The organism is Pontibacillus salicampi (assembly GCF_042434395.1).
Lineage (GTDB): Bacteria > Bacillota > Bacilli > Bacillales > BH030062 > Pontibacillus > Pontibacillus salicampi.
The window spans coordinates 38618-60856 of the sequence record NZ_JBHLTP010000001.1; the positions used below are offsets into that span (position 1 = coordinate 38618).

A 22239-nucleotide genomic window follows, 5' to 3' on the forward strand; every position below is an offset into this window, starting at 1 on the left:
GAAATTCTCAGCACGATTAGCATAGAGCTACATATAGATAGCTATAGGTAAACGCCCACAACGAGTATTTCAGGAGGGATTCAGATGAGTCAAAACCAGGCTTCAGAAATCTATGTTCCCGACAAAGCAAAAATTCAACAGAAAGTAATTCATTTAAAGTCAGAGCTGGAGAAATACAAAGAAATGGTGATGTACTACGATAGGGATGGATATTTCGAAGAGCTTACGAGAATGACCGAAGAAAAGGAAGCCCTGCAACAGCAGTTAGAGCAATCTGCTAACAGAGAGCAACGATTGTTAATGGAACTGCAGGAACAACAGGCTGATTTTCACAACAAAGAGCAGCAATATATAGCAACTCAAGAAAGTCTAAACAGCACCATTAATACATTGAAGGAACAATTAGCGAACACACAGAAGGAAAAGGAAGAAGCAGCTCAGTTTGTTGAGCAAATGCATATACAGCTGGAAGGGTATGATTTTAACAACGTACAGGATTTAGCTGAAAAAGAAGAGAATGATGCTTACTACGCAGAGCTTGAGGATGCATACAGTCACCTGCTTCAGGAGCTTGAAGTGTATAATAAAAATGAACAGCAGGAATCCGCAGAGCGACTAAAACTTACCCAAGAGCTCCAGGAAAAACAAGCAGCCTACCAAGAACTCTTGACCGACTTCCAAACACAGCAAGAAAGGCTTTCGGAGTTAGAGGATTTCTCATTAGAGTATGAAACGCTTCAGCGGGAGAACAACAGACTTCAAGCGGAAGCTGAACAATATGAGCAGGAGCTTACAGCGATTCATACCACCCAACAGAGCACATCTGAAAAAATTCAGCAGCTTACCAGCCAAGTAACTGGTTATCGTAATGATACAACTGTCCAACAAGCGCCAATAGAGTCTAATCATGTTGAATTGCTAGAGGCAGAAATCTATCATTTAATTGAAAATGTTAACACCTATGGAGAAAACCTTGCCCAAAGCGAAGCTGTAATTACCTTTTTAGAGGAACAAATCGATGGTTTTACTAAGGATATTGAAGAGCTAAAGGAGCTAATGGAAGTGGAATAGTTTTTTATAAAGGAAAGCAATCAAACTAAAGGGTGTGACAGGAGCTTCTGTTCCTGTTACACCCTCTTTTTATCAGTCATTATTATTCAAACAAGGAGAGGTATTCACCATACCCTTTCTCTTTCAACTCATCCTTTGGGATAAAATCCATAGCTGCTGAATTCATGCAATATCGCAGTCCGGTTGGTTCTGGGCCGTCTTCAAATACATGTCCGAGATGAGAATCAGCCTTTTTACTTCGTACCTCTGTACGGGTACCAAATAATCCTCGGTCTGGTTTGGTCACAATATTTGCTTCCTCCAGTGGTTTTGTAAAACTAGGCCAGCCAGTTCCTGATTTGTATTTATCCTTTGAACTGAAGAGAGGCTCTCCAGATACGATATCTACATATATTCCTTCTTCCTTGTTGTCCCAATATTTGTTGTTAAAGGGCTCTTCAGTTCCATCTTCTTGCGTTACTTCATATTGTATATCTGTAAGCTTCTCTTGTAACTCTTCCTCTGAATACGTGGTGGCATTGTTTGTTTGTGTAGTCGGCACAGTTACTTCTCTATCGTTCCCCCATACATCGTCTAAAAATGCGTCACGGCCAGAGTTTTTTCTATAAATTTTATAGCGGACTGGGTTTTTCTCGTAATAGTTCTGATGATATTCCTCTGCCTTATAGAAGATGCTCGCCTCTGTAATCGGGGTCACAATATCTTCCTCAAACCGGTCAGATTCCTTTAATTCCTGTAAGGACTGCTCCGCTGCTTGCTTTTGTTCCTGATTGTGATAGAAAATGCCGGTCGTATATTGCTCTCCTCGGTCAACGAATTGGCCTTCTGCATCAGTTGGATCGATTTGTCGCCAGAAGATATCCAGCAATCTTTCATAGCTAACCTGATCTGGGTCATAATGAACCTGTACTGCTTCTATATGTCCAGTCGTTCCAGAGGAAACATCATTATAGGATGGATTTTCTATCTCTCCTCCCGTATAGCCCGATATAACGTCACTTACACCTTCCAATTTTTCGAATGGTGGCTCCATGCACCAGAAACAGCCTCCTGCAAACGTAGCTACTCCTTCATATTCCTCAGCCTTCACTTCCGTACTCCCTGTAGATCGATGAAATAAATAGTTATATGCCATTGGGCCAAACACAGCAGCAATTAGAAGGACAGCTAGTACACCAATTATTGTCTTTTTTCTTCTCATGCATGCTCCTCCTTTTTCTCATGGGGGATAGTAAACCAAAACGTCGTTCCTTTTCCTATGGCACTCTCTACATTAATCTCTCCCCCATGGTGTTCAATTATTTCTTTACTAATGGCAAGCCCCAATCCGGAGCCGCCATACTGCTTGTTCCTAGATTTTTCAACACGGTAAAATCGTTCAAAAATGTCTTGATGATGCTTCTCTGAAATTCCAGGTCCATTATCTGAAACACGAAAGATTGTTTGTGTTCCCTCTTGTTCTGCCTGAAGCTGAATGCGGCCCTTCTCTCCCGTATAACGAATAGCGTTATCCACTAGATTACTGAGTACTCGCTTTAGTTGATTAGGAATACCATACAAAACGAGAGGGTGCTCTGGAATATCCACATCCATCGTAATGTCCTTTTCGCGGATGATTATCTCAAATTCCTGCAATGTCTCCAATATCAATTGATCAATGTGAACAACCTCCATTGCTACATTCATCTGGTTTTGTTCCAGCTGAGATAAATCTAATAACTCCCGGATGAGTAAGGAAAGTCTATTTGTTTCATTTTGAATGGTTTGCAAATATACCTCTCTTGTTTGCTCATCTTTAATAATTCCATCCTGTAACGCTTCCACATACGACTGTATGGAAGCAATTGGCGTCTTTAAATCATGAGAGATATTAGCGATTAGCTCCTGTTTAAACGCTTCTGATTGCTTCACCTTTCGAAACATTTCATCCAGATTATCTCCCATATGATTAAAATGAGCCGCTACATCCTTAATTTCCTTCGGGCCTTTTTCTTCAAGCTTAGTATCAAACTGCCCTTCCGATATACGTTTAGATTTTTCAGTGAGCTGTTGGAAGCCTTTTAATAGCGGGTGAGTTACCATCATATGAGATAAAACCGAGATAATTCCCGCTCCCACTGTAATGCTTGATAGCAGGATAACTACGTCTGTGGGAAGATACATTCGAATATAACTAATTAACAGGAAGGCTATAATAATGGATATGGATAATAGGTTGGAAGCTAACAGGATTGTCCTAAGCTTCATACGAATCCCTTCCTTCAAATTTATAGCCAATTCCCCACACCGTATGGATAAACTGAGGATGGGCCGGTTCCTCTTCAATTTTCTCCCTCAGCTTACGAATGTGTACATTAACTGTATTCGTATCGCCTTCATATTCATAGCCCCAAATTTTCTCTAATAATTGAGAACGAGAGAAAACCTGGGCTTCATGCTCGATAAAAAACCAAAGCAAATCAAATTCCTTGGCTGTCATCTCAACCGGCTTCCCACCCTTCGTAACAAGGCGTCTGCTATAATCAATCGTAACGTCTGCAAAGGAAACGTGTTTACTTTTCTGCTTAGCAGGACGGTCATACCTTCGTAATACATTCTTTAAACGTAAAACAAGCTCCCTTGGACTGAATGGTTTCGTAATGTAATCATCTACACCGATAGATAGACCAAACAATCGGTCTTTTTCCTGACCTAGAGCCGTTAAGAGCATAACAGGGATATCATCGTCAAACCTTATTTCTTCAGCAATATCTAATCCGCTTTTATACGGCATCATTATGTCTAAAATAACAGCATCTGGTTTCTTCTTTTTCCAAGTGTCCATCGCTTCCATGCCATCTCTGGCTATGAGCACCTCATACCCTTCCCTCTCGAGATACCGACGGCACACATCTACAATATTCTCATCATCTTCGGCTAGTAAAATTGTATAATGCAATGACTCACCACATTCCTTATTCGCCTTTGGTTAATTCCGCTAGACCAAAACTTACGCTGAATGCTTTACACCAAATGACTATTTGGTCTCCATCTTTCACATTCAATCCTTCTGGAATTTCATAGTTTTGGCTTCCTTTATTTCCTTTCAGCTTTCCAAGCGAGGTACCTTGTGCTGGATCCTGGTCAGCTTTTACATGATAGACATATAAATCAGGTCCATTCGTAGCTTGGAATTGTGTAAATCGAATAATTTGCTCATCTTTATAGAATTCGGCTTTTCCTTCTGCATTATGCTGCTGATCTGCTCCTTGAAAGGAACCTGTTAGGTGAGCGGAGGGTTTAGCTTGTTCTGTTTTCTCCTCTGCTGTTTGTTCCTCTTCATCTGTTTCCTCTTTCATCGTATCATTTTGTTCATTCTCAGAAGAATTGTCAGCTGAAGCTGGAAAATCCTCTTCCACTGTTTTATCCAAAAATAGTGGAGACACAAGCCACCAGCCTACTAATAAAACGCCAATTAATGCTATTCCGGAGCCAAAATACATCACTTTCTTCATATAGAGCTTCCCCTCCTCTAAGGACTATACCTACACCTTAAAAGAAAGTAATTATTAAATCGTAAGGAAAAGATAAAATTTCTATAAATTCTTTTATACTTCCATTGTACGAGATAACCGGATAAGATTCACCGCTGAATAGGTCATTAGATAGATATTACCAATTTTGGGAAGCTCCCAATTGAGCGCTTACATGAGCTTTCGTTATACTGGATGTAATGAACTGACAGGGGGAAATTTGATGGAACCTATAGAAACGGTGTATCATTCCAATTTTAAAAGAGGGGCTTACTCTTTTTATCAATCGATCCGTCACCAAGACCCAATCTTTCCGATGTCCAAACAATATAACCATACTTCCTGGCTCATCACACGCTACGATGATGTAAAGGAGCTTTTAAAAAGCCAAAGCTTTATAAAGGATCAATCCAAGTTATTCTCACCAGCCGAACGAGAAAAGAACCCTAACGATATGGAAATAAATATCTTCCAGCACATGATGTTAGATGTAGACCCACCTGATCATACAAGACTCCGTAGGCTAGTCCAGCCTTTTTTCAATCCAAAATCCATTCGGGCAATGGAGCCAAGAATACAAACCGTAGCAGACACATTAATAGAAGAAATGAGACATAAAGATGGTCCTCTTGATTTAATTGATGATTTTGCTTTTCCATTACCAATTATCGTCATTAGTGAGCTGCTAGGAGTACCGGCAGAGGACAGGAATTCCTTCAGACAATGGTCGAATACTATCGTCGCTGCAGCTGATGAATTTGAGGAAAGCTTTATAGAAGATGTTCAAGCCTTCTCTACGTACTTAACTAAATTATTCGAAGAAAGGAGAAATAATCCACAAGACGACCTCATTTCTAAGCTGCTTCAGGCAGAGGAGGAAGGGGAAAAGCTCCATACCCAGGAGCTGTACTCCATGGTCGTGCTGCTTATCATTGCAGGTCATGAAACAACTGTAAATTTAATTGCTAATACGATGTATGCTTTATTTCAGCATCCAGATCAGCTGAAGCAATTGAAGGAAGATCACTCGTTCATAGAGTCTGCTATAGAAGAAGGTCTTCGCTTTTACAGTCCTGTTGATTTCTCTACTGCACGCTGGGCTGGAGAGGATATGAGCTTTCGCGGTAAAGAAATAAAACGGGGGGATTTTGTGGTAGCCTCCTTAAGCTCTGCAAATCGAGATGAAGCGAAGTTTGAAGCGGCGGATACGTTCGATATCACTAGAAAGGACAATCAGCACCTTGCCTTTGGCTTAGGTATCCATTTCTGCCTAGGGGCACCGCTCGCTAGATTGGAAGGGAAAATCGCCTTACAAACTCTATTCACAGCCTTTCCATATATCCACCTCGCCCCATCCGCTCAGCCTAAATGGAAGGAAATCTTTCTCCTTCGCGGACTGGAAAAGCTTGAGGTTGAATTAACCTAGGGTAGCTCGTAAGGAGAACTGGGTGGGTTCCGCAGGAGAGAGGATTGGTTACACCTTTTTCCTACATATCCCGAATCCTGCCGCATAAGAGGTTGTACACACCTAATGAGACATGAACAGAGCCAAATAAAAAGAAGTCTCCTTCGGGACAATTCCCAAAAGAGGCTTCTTTCCTTGTATGTTCCATATTACCTCGCTCTGGCCGCTATGGTGGTGGCTTTTCGGAGCAGGGTCCAGTTTGGAAGGAAGGCTAGTAATGGGAATAGCAGCAGCGCCCAATAGCGAAATTCAATTGCGGATTCCTGCACAATTAGAAACATATCTATAAGCGGCTGTCTTGTCGCAGGAGCAGCAAGAATAATGAACAGAACTGATAAAGTGATGAATCCTCCTACCATGCCATATCGATAGAAGATTGATCCTAGTAGAAAGCTAACAGAAAGAACTAGAAAACTAAATGCAGCTAATAATCCAATTTCATTTAGCACCGTATTTTCTAAATGTAAGAGATTTAGCATCGTGTAATGAGTAATACTCGTATAGTTACTCACTTCTAGTATAGCTGAGAAAATACGATTAAGGACGAAATGAACCGTTGATAACGCAAGCGACAGCAACAAAATGAATATACCTGCTCCAGCTACATATCTGCCCCTGGTAATTCCAAGCCTTATACAAAAGGGGAATGTTTCTTTCGTCATATAAAATCCAGAAATAGCTGCAAAAATGAGTACAATCGGACCTGTAAATACGATGATATCCGTTCCTTCCATGAATATACTAACTATAGTAAAGCCTGCTAGCGAAGCAGACATTATGGAAAAAAAGACAATAAAGGAAAAACGATAGTCGGCAATAAAATAGTGGATGAGTGCTTTCATATCTCTAAGCATGGGATAGCTCCTCCTCTGATCCTGATAAATGAACCGTTATATCTTGAATGGTCATACGCTCTGCTTCTAACCCCATTGAAACAGCCTCTTCAATAGAAAGATTCTCATCAAATAGATTAGCAGTCTTCCTGCCCATCATCTCCTTGACACCTAGGATGTGCTTCCCTTCACAGAAAGCATCAACGACCTCTTTCTTCCCACTGATGTGCAGACTCTTTTCTATTAATTCATCAGCTGGCTCATGAAGCAGCAGGCTGCCTTCCTTTAGAATCATTACCTCTTCAAATAGGTTGCTTACCTCATCAATTAAGTGGGTGGAGAGAATGATGGTTCGGGGATATGCTTCATATTCCTCCAGCAGTATGTCATAAAATGTGTAGCGTGCAGACGCGTCTAATCCAATATATGGTTCATCCAGAATAGTTACCTTTGCTCGGCTGGACAGCCCAATTATAATACCAAGGGCTGATTCCATCCCTTTAGAAAGCCCCTTCGTATTCAGCTTAGGCTTCAGATTGAATTGTTTCAATAACCGTTCGGCTGTATCCGCTGACCAATTCGGGTAAAATTGAGAGGCAATGTATAATATGTCTTTCACCTTCAACCGCCGTTTAAAATTACTGCTTTCATTAATAAGGCAAACGTCCTTTGTTATCGCCCTATTATTAAAGGGGGAACTACCATTTAATAAAATATCGCCGCTAGTAGGAAGAAGATGACCAGCCATGAGGTGCATAAGTGTAGTCTTACCAGCACCATTCTTCCCAAGCAAACCGTATATTTTATCCTCCTCCAACGATAGATTTACATCGTGCAGCGCATAAAAAGAACCGAATTTTTTAGATAGTGCTTTACTTTGTATGTTCATTTACCGTTCCTCCTCTAGAAGCTGATGTATGTCTTCGTTGGATATGCCTAGTTTATCTGCTTCCCCTTTTAATGGAATAATATAGTCCTGATAAAAATCCTCTCTTCTCTTGTTTAAAACGATCTGTCTTGCCCCATCGGCTACGAACATGCCAATCCCCCGCTTCTTATATACGACTCCCTCATCCACTAATAAATTGATACCCTTTGCTGCTGTAGCTGGATTAATTTGATAAAATTTAGCAATTTCATTAGTAGAGGGGATACGATCCCCCTCTGCCATAGATTCATCCAATATACCAGCTGAGATTTTTTCAGCAATCTGTTGAAAAATTGGTTTGTCAACGGACAAATCCTGCTCCATACTTCCACCTTCTTTGGTTCATTACTTATGTAACTAACCATATAACTAACCTACCCGAAAGTCAAACCCTTTTTGGAAAAAATAACAAAAAACAGCCAGTACATTACTGTACAGGCTGCCTTATTTTTCTAAAAATGATTGAACAAATGCGGTAGCATCCGACTTATCATATTGTTGATACATAATTTGGGACACCCGGATTGGATCTCCGAAGAAGAATCTTTCATATAACGTCTGTCTCGTTCCAAACGAGCTCATAGTCAAATCCCAGGCGAGACGATACAATGCTACTTTCTCCCGTCCTGTATGCTTTTTTGATTGGAGGTACGTGTCTAATTCAGGAGCGATGGAGGAGTTGAAGTCTTTAACGGTAGGGATGGTAATCATACCACTGGCACCAAGCAATTGCACAATTTCCGTGTACCGTGGATAAAGATTTTGAAATTGATGTATAGCGACGTACAGAAGCTGACGATTCGGCAGGAAAACCCCATCCTCATCCACTTTTCCAGTTGCTTCAGCGCTTAGTAGCAGGGCCTTCTGTGTCTCCAGACCGGTAATAATTTCGGATACTTTACTCTGAACGTGCTGATATTCGCCGATTTCAATGGATTCGACCATAGATTGGGCAATTCCTAATAATAGCTCTGTTTTGACAGCTTGGCGGGAGCATATCTGATGCAGGGTTAACGGTACAAATTTGCCCTTATTATAAAGATCGTCCACAGCTTTAATATTTTCGTGGATAAACACTCTCTCCCACGGAACAAGGACATGATCAAATACTACAACCGAATCCATCTCTTCAAACCGAGAGGACAATGGGGAATTAAAAGCGGAGTCATCGCCAACGAGTGATTGCCTTGCGATAAATTTTAGCCCCTTTGTGTTAGATGGGATGGAGAACGCATAGGCTTCTTCATGGCTGATTTTTCCTGGTGCAGATAATACAAATAATTCATCCGTCATGCCACCTTGAGTCGCCAGCAGCTTAGCTCCGTGCATAATAATGCCTTCTTCAGTTGTGTCAATGATTCTCGCATTGGTACAATCATCTTCCAATATCGCTAACGAGGATCGATTGTATTGAGGGCTTACAAAAGCATGGGTAAAGGATAAGTCTCGCTCTCTTGCCATTTCATAAAAAGCAGTTAGACGTTCAGGGTAGCTGTTCATTTCCCCTTTGATAACAGTACTCGATGCAGCATAGGCTGTAATGGCTGTATTCATATAGTCTGGACTTCTTCCCATTAATCCCCCTGTGTGCCGGGCCCAAACCTGAACCATCTGCCTTCTTTTCTCAAGATCTTCCTTCGTTCTTGGGATTAAAAAGGAAGCTCCCACTGCATTACCTGTCTTATCAGACGTGTATGTCATGACATCCTTATGCTTTAGCTGTAAATCATATAATTCTCCCTGGCTTTTAATTGCTCCTCGAAAAGCAGGGTGTTCGGATATTCTCCCTTGGATAGGGCTGCCATCCAGCCAAATCTCTGCATGCATACGGTCTATTCTCTTTTTATACTCATCTCCTGATATCACTGGCATACCATCACTCCTGATGTTGTTGTGCGAAAGCTATCGATATCATATTTTATTAGGTTCATGGCGGAGTGTGAAAAGGGAGACATTTTTTCCAGATAAAGGGGCTTCTGACCAGAGCCTTAGGCTTGGTAATATTCTTATCAGATTCGTTTCTCTCTAGAATAAAGAAAAAGGATGCCCTGGGGAGTGAGGGCACCCTTTATTTCCTCTATTATTCTACGCCTATAGCGTCATATGCTTGATGGACCGATTGAACCTCTTGGGAGGAAGCACCATATAAATCCTCTGCTGATTGTACAGCAGCCTGGCGCATCATGCTGAAGTTGGACGTATCGGTTAAATATTTCGTCAATGCTCGGTAATAAATTTGTTCCGTCGCCTCTCTGCCAACTCCCTCTACCTCTACCTCATAATGAGTACCTCCTTCAGATAACAGGTAGGCCGCCTTATTATTAATGCTTGAGTTGATGTGTACGCCTCCATTATCTAATGTCCCAGTGTAAAGTTCACTGTAATGGTCAGGGTAGCCTTTACCTTCTTCAAATGGATGAGGTACTTGAGATGGGTCCTTCAGGGAGCGAAGTCCGTCTCCTTCCTGGCCAGGAGTATAGACATCCTCTCCCATCCACCAGTCATCTCTATCCACCATCGCACCTAAAATATCGGAAAGAGATTCATTCAAAGCACCAGGCTCATCCTGATACACTAAATCCGCTGTACGATCAGTGACAGCGTGCGTCAGCTCATGACCAATGACATCTAGAGCACCGGATAGTGGAATGAACGTTTGACCGTCTCCATCCCCATACATCATTTGCACACCGTTCCACGCTGCATTGTTCCAATTCTCACCTACGTGAACAGAAGAGATGAGCTTTGCTCCATTCCCATCAAACGAGTCTCGATTAAACGTTTCTTTATAATAGTCATACACCTCAGCTGCATTCACATGAGCATCTACAGCAGCCGGGTCGTTAAAGAATTTATGTCCACTTGTTACCTCTTCTCCCGTATAGCCAAGCCATTGGGAGAATAGGTTGAAAAGGAATGGATCCATATTTTCCGCATCGAAGGTATGTACCCCTTCTCCGCGTGTGCCATCATACAAGAAATATCCGCCATCATCTCCCTGCGTGATTTCAAAGGTTTCTTTGTTGCCAAGCACACCTTTACCAAAACCATTTACATGATCGATTGCGTTAAAGCTATCAATAATATCTCCGCTCTTAGCATCTACGAAGTAATGCCAATAGCCTGGTTCTGGCTGGGAGGTAGAGGCTTTCACTAGATAGCTTAAATGAAAACTATTATTATGCTCATAAATGTATAGTTCACTGGAAGGCTTGGCATCAAATGCTTTTACTTCACCGATTTTCTCTTCTATCGAAGCCACTGCTATATCTTTCGCTTCGTCCTTAGAAATATCCGCCTTGGTTGGGATGGACTTCTGCTCCAGATGAGGAACAACCTGGCCAAAGAAGGCCTTGACTTCATCCTTTTCGTTCATCGTTATCGTTTGCGTAGAACCATATACAGGAATGCCTTTGTATTGCTCCACCATACGAATATGATACGTGCCATTTTCCTTATCCTGCTGCTTATCAATTACTTTAAAGTTGTCTTTCATATTTCCTTTCAGCTTTAACAAGTCTTGTTTATATTGTAAATAAGCAAAGGCTATATCTTCCTTCGTGGTTTTAGACTTTGAAATGGAAGGAATCTTTGGCATCTCCCATTTTTCAATCATATACGATGGCGTGTCATATTTCTTATTCATTAACACATTAGACTCTTCCGCTTGAGCTGACGTGCCAAGCCCAAAGCTTCCAACCATAACCGCTAAAGCAAGTGCAGACGAAAATGTACGCTTCTTCAAAAAATCACCCTCCAAAAATTAGATTTTTAATTTACTTTTCTTCCCCATCTGTTTGCTCTGCCTGGAATTCCCATTCTAATGTTAAATCGTCACCCTGGAATATGTTCTGATCCTCATCGTTGTCAACAAACTCAAACTCTACCCACAGCGTGTTCTCTGTCCCTACATCAAGACCGCCATGCTTCTCCCAAAGAGGATCAAATACATCCTTCTTCACTACATCTGGGTCCATTGATTTCAATTCACTTAATGTTGTTTCAAAGACTGGTTCGCTCTCTTTATCCCAATTCCACAGGAAGTTAACGCGAATATGCTCACCAAGATCCTCACTAGCATTGTCGCCGTCCTTATCCGTTACAGTGTAATCTGTTAGTAGGTTAATAGACTTAATATCTAGAGTTCCATCGTTAGTCAGCATAAACTCACGCATGACGGAATCTCCTGGCTTTAGATTATCTACCTCTACAATCGCTGTCGGATCAACGGAAAGGTCCAGCTCTCCCATGCCAAATGTGTTATTCGTTGTTTCCGAATCACTGAAATACGCGTATGTCCCTCCTCCCATTAGTGATAATCCTAAGGAAGCTGTCACCACTCCAACACTAATCTTCTTTAAGAAATCCATTTCATCATCCTCCTATATAATTATTTATCTAATCTTCGAGGTGGAAAACCACGTTCGAAGTCATTCCCCTGTCGTAGGTGCTGCGTGTTCTTTTTTAAACGAACGAACTGCTTGGGTAAAGGTCACCACAGCATATAGGAACAAGAACGCTCCGGGTATGAACAATAATGCAGCAGAACCTGTCTTCGAGCTGGCAAAGTTCAACGCATAGCCAGCGTATGGAACGGTAAAACCGGTGTACTCTCCTATGATCTGCTTAGCTAAAACAGGATCCTTGTCCGCTCCATCATTACTGTCCCCTTGAGTGGTATAGACTAATTGATCTCTTGCTTTTTTTACCTCGGTTATACGGTGTGTTACGACAACTTTATCTCTATCATAAAAAGTGATGATATCCCCTTTATCAAAAGAGGCACCCTCTTCTCTTAGCTTAATAGATATTATTGACCCCGTTTCAAATACTGGCTCCATCGACCCTGACAGCACTGATTTTAATTGATACCCGAATATGGAAGGCTCTCCATTGCTGGCTTTCATCGTAATGACAAACACGGCCATGAGTAGAATGAAAGCTAATCCAATAAAGGATATAATACGCTTTCCCCATTTCCACACACTATTCATTGTTCTCACTCTCCTTTGATGGCTGATTATTAAGCGTTTCCTTCTCGTTTGTATCGTCCTGCTCAGAGACTGATGGTTCCTTGGTTTGTTGTGACTGAGCTTTTGTTTCTTCAGGTTGCTGCTTAGTGCCTTCACCCTCTTTTGGTACACCGGCATCCTCTTCCGCCTGTTCTTGCTCTTTTATAGTAGAAGCTTTCCCAGTCTCTTCCGTTAGGTTCTCTTTCTTCTGTTTGGGTGTCTCTCTTTCACTTGTCTGCTGCTTCTCTTTCTTAACCTGCGCTTTGGCGACAAGCTGCTCTTTTTTACGTTCTAGCTCTTCAATCTTACGTTGAATAGAATCCGTTTGTAGGTTGTTGGACTTGTTGTACAGGGAGGTGATAGTCCTTATCCCTTTGCTCACATAGGGGAATTCCTGCTTCGTATGATGATAAGAGGTCATTTCCTCATAATGTGCTTTAATGAGCTTCTGTTCTTTCTTTGCTGAGTTTAGTAACGTTTTCCCCTTCTGAATGGTACGCTCCAGCTCCTTAATCGAGGATGTTACCTTTAACTGATTCGCCTCGTTTACGATAGCACGTAACCTATCTAAGGATGATGTTGTTCTACCCTCCAGCTGCTCCACTGTATCTGGAAAGACAGGTGCTAGAGTTAAAGCTGCATTTTCCTTCTCCTTTGAAAGAAACTTTGCTGTTGTGGGAGTTTCAAATTGTGCTAGCAATCCAAACGATATACATATACTAGCTACGATACATAAGAGTCGGAATAGTAACCTGTTCACCTAATCCCCCGTTTCTATGTAGAGGTGTATGTATGTCTCTAGTTATATTATTTAATATTTTCAATTTTCTTTATATTACCGAATCGGTATATTTTTATACCACAAATCTAGTAGTACCCTCTAGTAAAGATGGGTTATAGTGCAGACCACATCAAAACAACCCGCTATCTTAATAGATAACGGGTTGTCTGAAATAAACATTTCATTATGAGCTATGTTCGGTACATGAGAAGAGGCACTAAATAATAGACACCAAATTCTTCTCTACAGCATAGACAATCGCTTGTGACCTGCTTTTCACCTTTAGCTTTTTATAGATATTGCTGATATGGATCTTCACCGTCTGATCACTAATATATAAAATATTAGCTATTTCCTTGTTGGTAAGCCCTTTAGCTAACTCCTTTAATACTTCTCTTTCTCTGTTTGTAAGAGAGCGGGAAGCCTCCGGCTGCTTTTGGCGATATGGTAATAATAGCTTTTTCGTCATTGATGGCGATATAATGCAGTCCCCTTTGCACACATTAAGAATCCCTCTGATGAGCTCCTCACTGGAGGTTTCCTTTAGCATATATCCATCCGCCCCGGCATCAAGAGCTGCCTTCATATAATGCTCTTCATCTGCCATGGTTAGTACTAACACCTTACACTGTGGGTAATGCTCCTTTATGTATAACGTCAACTCTATGCCATTTTCCTCTGGCAGGTGAATATCTAGTAAAATGACATCAGGTGGCTGTTTGGCGAGCTGTTGCCTCAGTTCTCTGCCTGAATTGGCTTCTTCTACGACACGAATGGTCTTTTCCAATTCAATGACTTTACAAATTCCTTCTCTCAACACAGTATGATCATCCACTACAATAACATTTATCATAGGCTACCTCCTGAATTAAGTTACGTTTTTTTGGAACAGGGGACCTTCTTCTCTACTAGAATAAGAGAAGCAATTGTTTTACATGCTAGTATATGATTCTGTTGTGTGTTCTATATATTGAATTATACATATTTTACCACCATATACAGAAGACGACCATAGGCTGAAAAGAATGGTCATTAAGATTGATAAAGCATACTCAAAAAGCCTCACATACGTCAGTGAGGCTTTTTACATGTTTACTATATTGGATTAGAGCTATCAATAGTTGCCCTGCAATCTTTATTGGTGAAAGGTATGATTTGAAAAATACTCGCCTTCCTGTGGCCCCTGACAACGTGGGACAGCTTTCGTGAAAATAGCTAATACCTACTACCTATATTAAAAGCGGAGCATCCCTTTTTGCTCAGTAGAAAAGTCTCTGTTCGTTAGTACGTACAACTAATTCCGTCAAAAGTGCTATAACAGCAAATATACAAACAGCGGACTGATAATGGAAATGATAATAGCGGAAAGAATCATGGCAACTGTACTAACTGTTCCCTCTTCTTCACTATTTTCCATAGCCTTTGATGTACCAATGGCATGGGAGGCGCTTCCGAAGCCGATTCCTCTTCCAAGAAAATGATCAATGGTAGCCCATTTCAATACAATAGGACCAAACACCGCACCTCCGATTCCGGCAATCATAACAAACACCGCCGCCATGGAAGGAATACCACCAATTGAATCAGCGACAGACATTGCCACAGGAGTAGTAGAGTTCTTCGGAATAAGAGAATAGATAAGATATTCCTCTACGTTCAGCCAATTAGAGAACAGTATCCCACTTGTCACGCCTATAATCGCACCAACGGTTACACTGGAAAGGATGTTCATCCAATATCGCTTCAACACTTCCCACTGTCGGTACAATGGATAAGCTAACGCAACGACAGCCGGCCCAAGCAGCCAGTCTACTACCTTCCCTCCTGTCATATAAACCTCATATGGAATATCCCATAATAGCAAAAAAGCGCCGATTACAATGGTGGAGGTCAATACCGGTAAGAGAAATGGAGACGGAAAGCGCTGATGAAGCTTTTTCGTTCCATAATAGAGCAGCAAAGTACTAATAAGTCCTATACTCCCTATCCATAGGTTATTCATACTCTCTATCCCCCCGCTTCACCTGCAGCTTACTCGTCATACCTGCGGCAACCATTGCCATAAACGTGCTTACTAAGCCGATAAAAACGAGCAGTATCCCTTGACCGCTAAAGATATGCAAATAATTGATAATCCCTACTGTAACGGGAATAAATAAGAGGGGGAGATGGCGAATAAGTAAGCTCGCCCCTGCTTCAATCCAATACACCTTAAACAGCTTTGTAGAAAGAAAAAGAAATAATAATAACATGCCGATAATGCTGCCTGGTATAAATAATTGGAAATAATCCTGTATCCAGACACCTATATAATAAAATATGGTCAATATAACTAGATTCACCATTAAAGCAAAGATTCTCATAAAAAGCCCCCTATCTCCCGGCGCGTACAATGCCACATCTAATTTGTTTATTGTACCTTGTCTTGTTTGTATTGGACAGTATTGTTTCCTCTACAAACAAAAAAAGTATATAAAAAATAAGATAGGCAGTGCAACCCAGAAATAGAGGTGTACTATCTTTATTCTTCTCTTTTCTCATCATGAAAACGCTTTACGGTTTCCTTCATAACAGTAATATCGTTCTGCTGTTGCTCTAGCATCTCCTCTATACGGCGCACCCGAAAGAAGATACTAATAAACATAACTGTAAAAATAACAAATAATACAAACCCCATATTACTACATCACCTTCTTTCTTATCTTTAACAAAGGATAGTAAATAACTTCTATCATTTTATCTCTTTGAGTTTGCTAATCACATCATCATACATTGATGTATTTTCCAATTTCTTATACATTGATAAATCAGGCACTACGTTCACTTCTAGTATCCATACTTTGGCCTGTTGATCAATGGCTATATCTATTCCTAATCTACTACTATCTCTATAATATTCACCAAACCGGTTAGCAACGGATATGCTTAATCGGTCTATCTGGTTTTCAATGTCATAAGAAGAATGATAAACAGATGATTGTGGAAGTATTTCTTGCAATAAAGCAACTTTCCTGGCTACATTGGTAACAATATAAGACTTAACAGCTACTCGTGCTACTTTACAAAGCACTTCCCATCTATTACTGGTAGAATTCCTCATTAAAAGTACTCTTGTATCAAATATACTTCCTTCAACAGTAGCTAATGAAATGTATTGTTGTATCACATATTCTTTATCTTCTAAGTAATTATTTGTTATATGAGATACACAATTTTGCAAACGACTATGGCTTAATACTTCTAGTTCATGGTGAGATTGATAGGTATTCGTATTGTGATTTATTGTGAGTTTAGTGATGCCGATTCCATTTTGTCCATAGCACGGTTTAATTATCAAGTTTTGAGAAGCTTTTATCCAATCACATTCAGGAAGGCTTGTAACTATTTGAGTGTTCGGTAGGTGAGTGTTTAGTTGTGGAACAGTACGTAAGATGTGATATTGATTCCATTTACTATTGGTATAATGAGGTATAACATCATCCAACCATATGTCTTCTTCAGTTACAATGAACTTTATTACTGTTGTATAGCATAGGGGTATATGCTCCCCCATCACTTCAGAAGTACATTGCGCAATGTTCTTTATCTCTTCATAGGAAATGTTAATAGAAGGATTGTCATTAACTAGATTAATATTACAAACATCCCAATTTAGTAAGCCCTCTTTATGAGTCGTTACTATTACTTCGGTGTACTCCGATTGGTTATAAACCAATTCCTCCATAATAAGTACATGATAACGTTCCATTCTCTCTTTCACTTTCTGATAAAAATCCAGCTCATTCTCCACAAAAATTTGTTCCTCATCAACCATTACTTTATATTCATTTGGACTTTCTTTAAAAATAACCCAACAATCTCCTATCCCGAAGCATGGCCTTACACGAAACCATTTTTGTTCTTTCAATTGAAGGACATCTTTACTAAAAAGGACTGTTGGTAAGACATAAGGTTTGATATCAGCATGATTAACAAGTAATTGGTACCTATTCCATCTACCTATTTTAGCCATTGCAATAACCCTCCCTATTGTATTGCATAGTATGCTATTAGCACTAGGATGGTTGAGAATAATTTAACAGCTGCTCCAACACGAGGGATTATAGAATAATTAGGAGGGATATGTATGGGACTTCGACAAGGATGCACGCCAGGTTTTTGGAGGCAACCTCAAAATTTTGATGAATGGATTCCTACTGGTTTTGATCCAAATGATAGCTTTAATACAACATTTGACAGGAATGCATTTAATCCAGATATCACTTTAGAAGATGCACTAAATCTTGGTGGAGGTATGCTTAACGCATTGGCAAGAGCTTCTGTAGCTGCATTATTAAACGCTGCTCATCCAGATGTCAATTACCCCTTAACAGAAAATCAGGTAATATCCATGTTTCAAGACGCCTTTGATAGTGGGGAATTTGAAGAAACTGCACTCTTTTTTGATGAGTTAAACAATTTAGGATGTCCTTTATAAAAGAGAAAGAGCTATTGATATTTCCATGTTCTCTTATGTGCTCATCTTTCAACGATGTTATCGGTAGTTAAGTATAATCATAAAACGGCTTTTCTAGAGATAGAGGTTGGGCATAACTAGTTGATATGTTATTAACAGGGGTTCCCTTTATTGTTTTAAGGGATGATGTACCTGTTTTTTTTTGGATTAAAACAAGAGGTAACGACTTTTTTTGCTATAGGTAAGCATAGCATCCGATATCCATATAAATGATTGTATATGGATTAAATAACATCTACGTCCTGTTATCATAGCATAGAGTTCAAAAGAAGGAATTAAAAACCATTATATTAGGTTAAATGTCATAACACCTATTATTTATAAGTAATGCTATCGACTCATTTATTTTGGTTTAGCTTAGTAAAGAACTTACTGATTTTAGAATATTGGTAGTAATTCGACAATATAGCTATCCCCTTATTTAATCCTCATCACTAAAGCTGGAAATAAAAACCACACCCGTTTCTCCCCTTAGAAAAAGCCCTCACTGCAACGTTTTCATCGTGTTTTTCATTTCACGTGAATTATGATAATTTTATATACAATTGTTCTTATGTGAAGCGGAGACATAAGCAAGGTTACCACTCTGAATGGTTTCCCATTCAGTTTCCTCTATTTAACGCTTCGTTTGCTCTCATGAATCCGGATCATGAGACAGCAACAAATTCAATTCATTTAGTTCACATAAGTAGCGCGCGTAGATACTTTATCTACAAACAAAGAAATCAGGAGAGGATATACACTTATGGAACTGCAACAAGATCCAACATTACTATGGTTTATCGGAATTTACGCCGTCATTATGGTAGGAATCGGTATCTTTATGTCCAAGAAAGTATCAGGAAGTGAAGATTTCGTACTGGCGGGAAAAAGCTTAGGACCCTTTGTTCTCATGGGTACCCTATTAGCTACATGGACAGGTAGTGGAAGTATATCAGGTGGAGAAACGTCGATGGCCTTCAGCTATGGAATAGTTCCAGCTTTAATGCTTATGCTGCCAACCCTAATCGGAATTATCGTTTTATATATAGTCGCTCCGAAAATTCGAGCATTTGGTAAATATACCGTATCTGGGATTCTTGAAGCGAAGTATGGAAAGACGTCTCGAAATATTGCCAGTGTCATTATTATTTTAGCGTATGTAGGAATTGTTTCGTATCAAATGAAGGGATTTGGATTTATATTAAATCTCACAACGGGTATATCTGTCGAGGTTGGTACGATGGTTGGCGCGGCACTTATTATATTTCTTGCCATGATAGGCGGTCTGCGCTCTGTTTCTCAAACAGATGCCATTAGTGGTTTTTTAATGGTGGGGGGTTTACTTCTTACCATTCCAACTATATTTGTCGTCGCTGGTGGATGGGATGACATCGTATCAAATGTTCCCGCCTCTCACATGAGTACTACAGGCGGCTTGACGACAGTACAATTGTTGGGCTACTTGCTTCCTTCCCTGTTCTTGCTGCTTGGGGATCAGAACATGTACCAACGTCTTGCATCATCAAAGAATGAAGGTTCTTCCCGAAAAGGTCAGATTGGCTGGCTGGTAGCAATGCTGATTATCTCCCCAGCTATATCCTTCATTGCTTTTGCGTCACGGTCTATTTTTCCTGACATTGATCCGGGGATGGCACTAATGGCTACCACCGTCGCGATGCCAGTAGCAGTTGGCGGGATTTTGTTAGCATCTGCCGCTTCCTTTATTATCACGACCGGAAATTCGTATCTTCTTTCGGCAGCTACGAACCTGACGTACGATATTTATAGAAATTATATCAACCGGAATGCATCTGACAAGAAACAGTTATGGGTAACCAAGTCCTTTATTGTCGTGCTTGGTGTGATGGCGTATATTATCATTAGCTATTTCCCAACCGTATTAAGCGTGCAAATGTATGCCTATACCGTTTATGGAGCAGGGATTACACCAGCTGTATTAGCTGTATTCTTCTGGAAGCGAGTTACACCGATGGCTGGTATGTTCTCCATGATTGCCGGGGTAGCCTCCACTTTATTGTGGGAGGTAGTATTAAGTAAGCCTGGAAGCATTAATAGTGTCGTCATTGCAGTCCCAGTCGCGACATTAGTACTCATACTTGTTACACTAACGGATAGAACCAACAAACAACAAAATGTAAAATCTGCGTAATAAAGGAGTGTCAGCATTGCATAATCGTTTAGAACACCTTCAACAATGGATGAAAGAGGAGGGCATTGATGTTGCTTTCTTCAATTCTACCGAAAACGTATTCTATCTGACTGCCTTTCATACCGATCCGCATGAGCGTTTAATGGGTTTATTTGTCTTTCAGGACCAAGAGCCTCTATTTGTCGTACCGGGTATGGAAAAAGGACAGGTAGTAGACACGGGATGGCCCTATGAAGTATTAGGCTATGCTGATCATGAGGATCCTTGGGAGCTGATTCAAAACACATTAAAGCAGCGAAAGGTACAGGAAATACATGCTGTAGCGTTTGAACAAGATGTATTAACATTTCAACGCAGTGAAGCTCTTCAAGGCCTCTTTCCAACAGCTAAGCCGACATCTGTGGAGGACAAGCTCAACCGCATGCGCGTCGTAAAAGACCAGGAGGAAATCGCCATAATGGAGAAAGCAGCTGAAATGGCTGATTATGGGGTTAAGGTTGGAGTACAATCTCTCCAGGAAGGGATTACCGAAATGGAAGTACTCGCTACAATAGAGTACGAGCTTAAGAAAAAAGGAATTCGGGAAATGTCCTTTTCGACAATGGTTCTGTTTGGCGAAAAAGCCGGTCATCCTCATGGTAATCCAGGAGATAGGGAGTTAAAGCCTGGTGATTTCGTACTTTTCGATTTAGGGGTGGTGCTTGACGGCTATACCTCTGACATAACGAGGACAGTAGTGTATAAGGAAGTGAATGAAGCCCAAAAGGAACTATATAACACTGTATTAAAAGCACAAATGGCTTCGCTTCAAGCAAGCATCCCAGGGGCCCGTATTGGAGATTTAGACCAAATCGCCAGGGATATTATTACGCAAGCTGGTTATGGAGATAAGTTCCCACACCGTATCGGCCACGGATTAGGCATTAACGTTCATGAGTTTCCATCCATGAGTCATCTAAATGATGACACATTGGAAACCGGCATGACCTACACGATCGAGCCTGGCATATATGATCCAGCTGTTGGCGGGGTCCGGATTGAAGATGATGTCCTCATTACAGAGGAAGGGCATAGAACATTGACGAAATATCCGAAGGAACTGCAGATTATTGATTAAAGGATATTAAACGTAATGCCGTCTCACGATGTGGGACGGCATTATTTGTTACTATAAACTGTTTATATATGATGGAATATCTAAGAACGCTATGTCTTACATGGGTACCCTTTATAGCGCCTTCATTTGGAACATTATCATGCGTTGTTAAACTACTATGAAATAAAATTATCGCTGTGTTACCTATAGCTTGGAGCATGCTTTGAGCTATTTTGTATTATTACAAGCGAATATGAATGAAGTGCAATGGAGAGATAGAAATATGCACATAGTTGGTAGGAATAATAGAAGATAAATGATAGAGAAGGTGTTGGAGTAAACAAAATAATGGAAAGTACCATAGATGATGCGTATATACATTATGGTTGTTCAATATGGGAATCAGGTACTTTCCATTCTCATGTCATATTAATAAACTCGTGCTCCTTTTATTTCTTAAATGGATTTCTTCTTAGTTTAGACTGAGATTTGTTCGGTTTAACTTTGTTGCCTTGAATGGAAGAATTGTAATGATTAACCTCTTGGCTAGCTTGATAATCCTTTTCGAAAAGTTCACGAGCCTTAATAAACATATGCATGATATAACCCTCCTTTAACATGATTAATAATAGGAAAGCCCTAACAGTAAATCGCAGTAAACTGAATGATATAGAAGCATTCAGTGCTTTTTTCAATACTGAAGAATAACTAAGGACTTATTTTGAAATATACCACGTTTTTTGGTGATTTCACACTCCTTTTCAATAATTTGTATAAAAAAGTTTGTATTGTATGAAAAGGCTTACCTGCATAGGCTGTTTATATTATCCATACAAGCCTATACCCTCACATACACCCACTCTCATAGGAAAT

The 22239-nt window shown here is 40.3% G+C and carries 23 protein-coding genes; 5 read left to right on the plus strand and 18 right to left on the minus strand.

Annotated elements, in window-relative coordinates:
• Positions 1–84: 84 nt before the first annotated feature.
• Positions 85–1071: a coiled-coil domain-containing protein gene (locus ACFFGV_RS00205; protein ID WP_377344489.1), complete on the plus strand. Its 987-nt coding sequence runs from the start codon at positions 85–87 to the stop codon at positions 1069–1071.
• Positions 1072–1153: 82 nt separating this feature from the next.
• Here the strand turns inward: ACFFGV_RS00205 and msrA are convergent, their stop codons facing one another.
• From msrA to ACFFGV_RS00225, 4 genes are read right to left on the minus strand one after another with little or no spacing between them, the layout of a single operon-like run.
• Positions 1154–2272 (minus strand): peptide-methionine (S)-S-oxide reductase MsrA, encoded by a 1119-nt coding sequence (gene msrA, locus ACFFGV_RS00210; protein WP_377344490.1) that lies wholly within the window; start codon positions 2270–2272, stop codon positions 1154–1156.
• Positions 2269–3318 (minus strand): sensor histidine kinase, encoded by a 1050-nt coding sequence (locus ACFFGV_RS00215; RefSeq protein ID WP_377344491.1) that lies wholly within the window; start codon positions 3316–3318, stop codon positions 2269–2271. Before ACFFGV_RS00215 ends, msrA begins: the two co-directional genes overlap by 4 nt.
• Positions 3308–4009, minus strand: a complete 702-nt coding sequence (locus ACFFGV_RS00220; protein ID WP_377344492.1) for a response regulator transcription factor — start codon at positions 4007–4009, stop codon at positions 3308–3310. The genes ACFFGV_RS00215 and ACFFGV_RS00220 overlap by 11 nt, the downstream gene beginning before the upstream one ends.
• A 16-nt stretch (positions 4010–4025) precedes the next feature.
• Positions 4026–4565, minus strand: a complete 540-nt coding sequence (locus ACFFGV_RS00225; protein WP_377344493.1) for a DM13 domain-containing protein — start codon at positions 4563–4565, stop codon at positions 4026–4028.
• 241 nt (positions 4566–4806) lie between these two features.
• On the opposite strand from ACFFGV_RS00225, the gene ACFFGV_RS00230 reads away from it, so the two are divergent.
• Positions 4807–6009, plus strand: coding sequence for a cytochrome P450 family protein (locus tag ACFFGV_RS00230; protein WP_377344494.1), 1203 nt, complete (start codon positions 4807–4809; stop codon positions 6007–6009).
• Positions 6010–6197: 188 nt separating this feature from the next.
• Here ACFFGV_RS00230 and ACFFGV_RS00235 read toward each other — a convergent pair whose 3' ends face one another.
• The 13 genes from ACFFGV_RS00235 to ACFFGV_RS00295 all read right to left on the minus strand — a co-directional run bounded on the left by ACFFGV_RS00235 (position 6198) and on the right by ACFFGV_RS00295 (position 17614).
• Positions 6198–6902 (minus strand): hypothetical protein, encoded by a 705-nt coding sequence (locus tag ACFFGV_RS00235; protein ID WP_377344495.1) that lies wholly within the window; start codon positions 6900–6902, stop codon positions 6198–6200.
• On the minus strand, positions 6895–7770 hold the full coding sequence (locus ACFFGV_RS00240; protein WP_377344496.1) for an ABC transporter ATP-binding protein: 876 nt from the start codon (positions 7768–7770) through the stop codon (positions 6895–6897). The genes ACFFGV_RS00235 and ACFFGV_RS00240 overlap by 8 nt, the downstream gene beginning before the upstream one ends.
• Positions 7771–8133, minus strand: a complete 363-nt coding sequence (locus ACFFGV_RS00245; protein WP_377344497.1) for a GntR family transcriptional regulator — start codon at positions 8131–8133, stop codon at positions 7771–7773. It abuts the gene before it with no gap.
• 120 nt (positions 8134–8253) lie between these two features.
• Positions 8254–9681, minus strand: a complete 1428-nt coding sequence (gene hpaB / locus ACFFGV_RS00250; RefSeq protein ID WP_377344498.1) for a 4-hydroxyphenylacetate 3-monooxygenase, oxygenase component — start codon at positions 9679–9681, stop codon at positions 8254–8256.
• Positions 9682–9889: 208 nt separating this feature from the next.
• A complete protein-coding gene (locus tag ACFFGV_RS00255) occupies positions 9890–11554 on the minus strand; it encodes a M4 family metallopeptidase (RefSeq protein WP_377344499.1) in 1665 nt (554 codons plus the stop codon).
• A gap of 31 nt (positions 11555–11585) precedes the next feature.
• Positions 11586–12179 (minus strand): TasA family protein, encoded by a 594-nt coding sequence (locus tag ACFFGV_RS00260; protein ID WP_377344500.1) that lies wholly within the window; start codon positions 12177–12179, stop codon positions 11586–11588.
• 60 nt (positions 12180–12239) lie between these two features.
• Complete coding sequence (sipW, locus tag ACFFGV_RS00265) at positions 12240–12803, minus strand: signal peptidase I SipW (protein ID WP_377344501.1); 564 nt, start codon at positions 12801–12803, stop codon at positions 12240–12242.
• A complete protein-coding gene (locus ACFFGV_RS00270; RefSeq protein WP_377344502.1) occupies positions 12796–13581 on the minus strand; it encodes a hypothetical protein in 786 nt (261 codons plus the stop codon). The genes sipW and ACFFGV_RS00270 overlap by 8 nt, the downstream gene beginning before the upstream one ends.
• 238 nt (positions 13582–13819) lie before the next feature.
• Positions 13820–14455 carry a response regulator gene (locus ACFFGV_RS00275; protein ID WP_377344503.1) on the minus strand — a complete coding sequence of 212 codons (636 nt, stop codon included), beginning with the start codon at positions 14453–14455 and terminating at the stop codon, positions 13820–13822.
• Positions 14456–14914: 459 nt separating this feature from the next.
• Positions 14915–15604 (minus strand): LrgB family protein, encoded by a 690-nt coding sequence (locus ACFFGV_RS00280; protein WP_377344504.1) that lies wholly within the window; start codon positions 15602–15604, stop codon positions 14915–14917.
• On the minus strand, positions 15597–15965 hold the full coding sequence (locus ACFFGV_RS00285; RefSeq protein WP_377344505.1) for a CidA/LrgA family protein: 369 nt from the start codon (positions 15963–15965) through the stop codon (positions 15597–15599). The genes ACFFGV_RS00280 and ACFFGV_RS00285 overlap by 8 nt, the downstream gene beginning before the upstream one ends.
• A gap of 158 nt (positions 15966–16123) precedes the next feature.
• Positions 16124–16279: a hypothetical protein gene (locus tag ACFFGV_RS00290; RefSeq protein WP_377344506.1), complete on the minus strand. Its 156-nt coding sequence runs from the start codon at positions 16277–16279 to the stop codon at positions 16124–16126.
• Positions 16280–16333: 54 nt separating this feature from the next.
• Entirely contained in the window at positions 16334–17614 is a 1281-nt protein-coding gene (locus ACFFGV_RS00295; RefSeq protein ID WP_377344507.1) for a YheC/YheD family protein, read from the minus strand.
• A 114-nt stretch (positions 17615–17728) separates the two neighbouring features.
• Here ACFFGV_RS00295 and ACFFGV_RS00300 point away from each other — a divergent pair, with 114 nt between their 5' ends.
• From ACFFGV_RS00300 to ACFFGV_RS00310, 3 genes are all read left to right on the plus strand, one after another.
• Positions 17729–18079 (plus strand): hypothetical protein, encoded by a 351-nt coding sequence (locus ACFFGV_RS00300; protein ID WP_377344508.1) that lies wholly within the window; start codon positions 17729–17731, stop codon positions 18077–18079.
• Between the two features lie 784 nt (positions 18080–18863).
• A complete protein-coding gene (locus tag ACFFGV_RS00305) occupies positions 18864–20270 on the plus strand; it encodes a sodium:solute symporter family protein (RefSeq protein ID WP_377344509.1) in 1407 nt (468 codons plus the stop codon).
• Positions 20271–20286: 16 nt separating this feature from the next.
• The gene (locus ACFFGV_RS00310; RefSeq protein ID WP_377344510.1) at positions 20287–21387 is read left to right on the plus strand and encodes a M24 family metallopeptidase; all 1101 of its coding nucleotides are present in this window, start codon (positions 20287–20289) and stop codon (positions 21385–21387) included.
• A 428-nt stretch (positions 21388–21815) separates the two neighbouring features.
• Here ACFFGV_RS00310 and ACFFGV_RS00315 read toward each other — a convergent pair whose 3' ends face one another.
• The gene (locus ACFFGV_RS00315; RefSeq protein ID WP_377344511.1) at positions 21816–21965 is read right to left on the minus strand and encodes a hypothetical protein; all 150 of its coding nucleotides are present in this window, start codon (positions 21963–21965) and stop codon (positions 21816–21818) included.
• Positions 21966–22239: the final 274 nt, after the last annotated feature.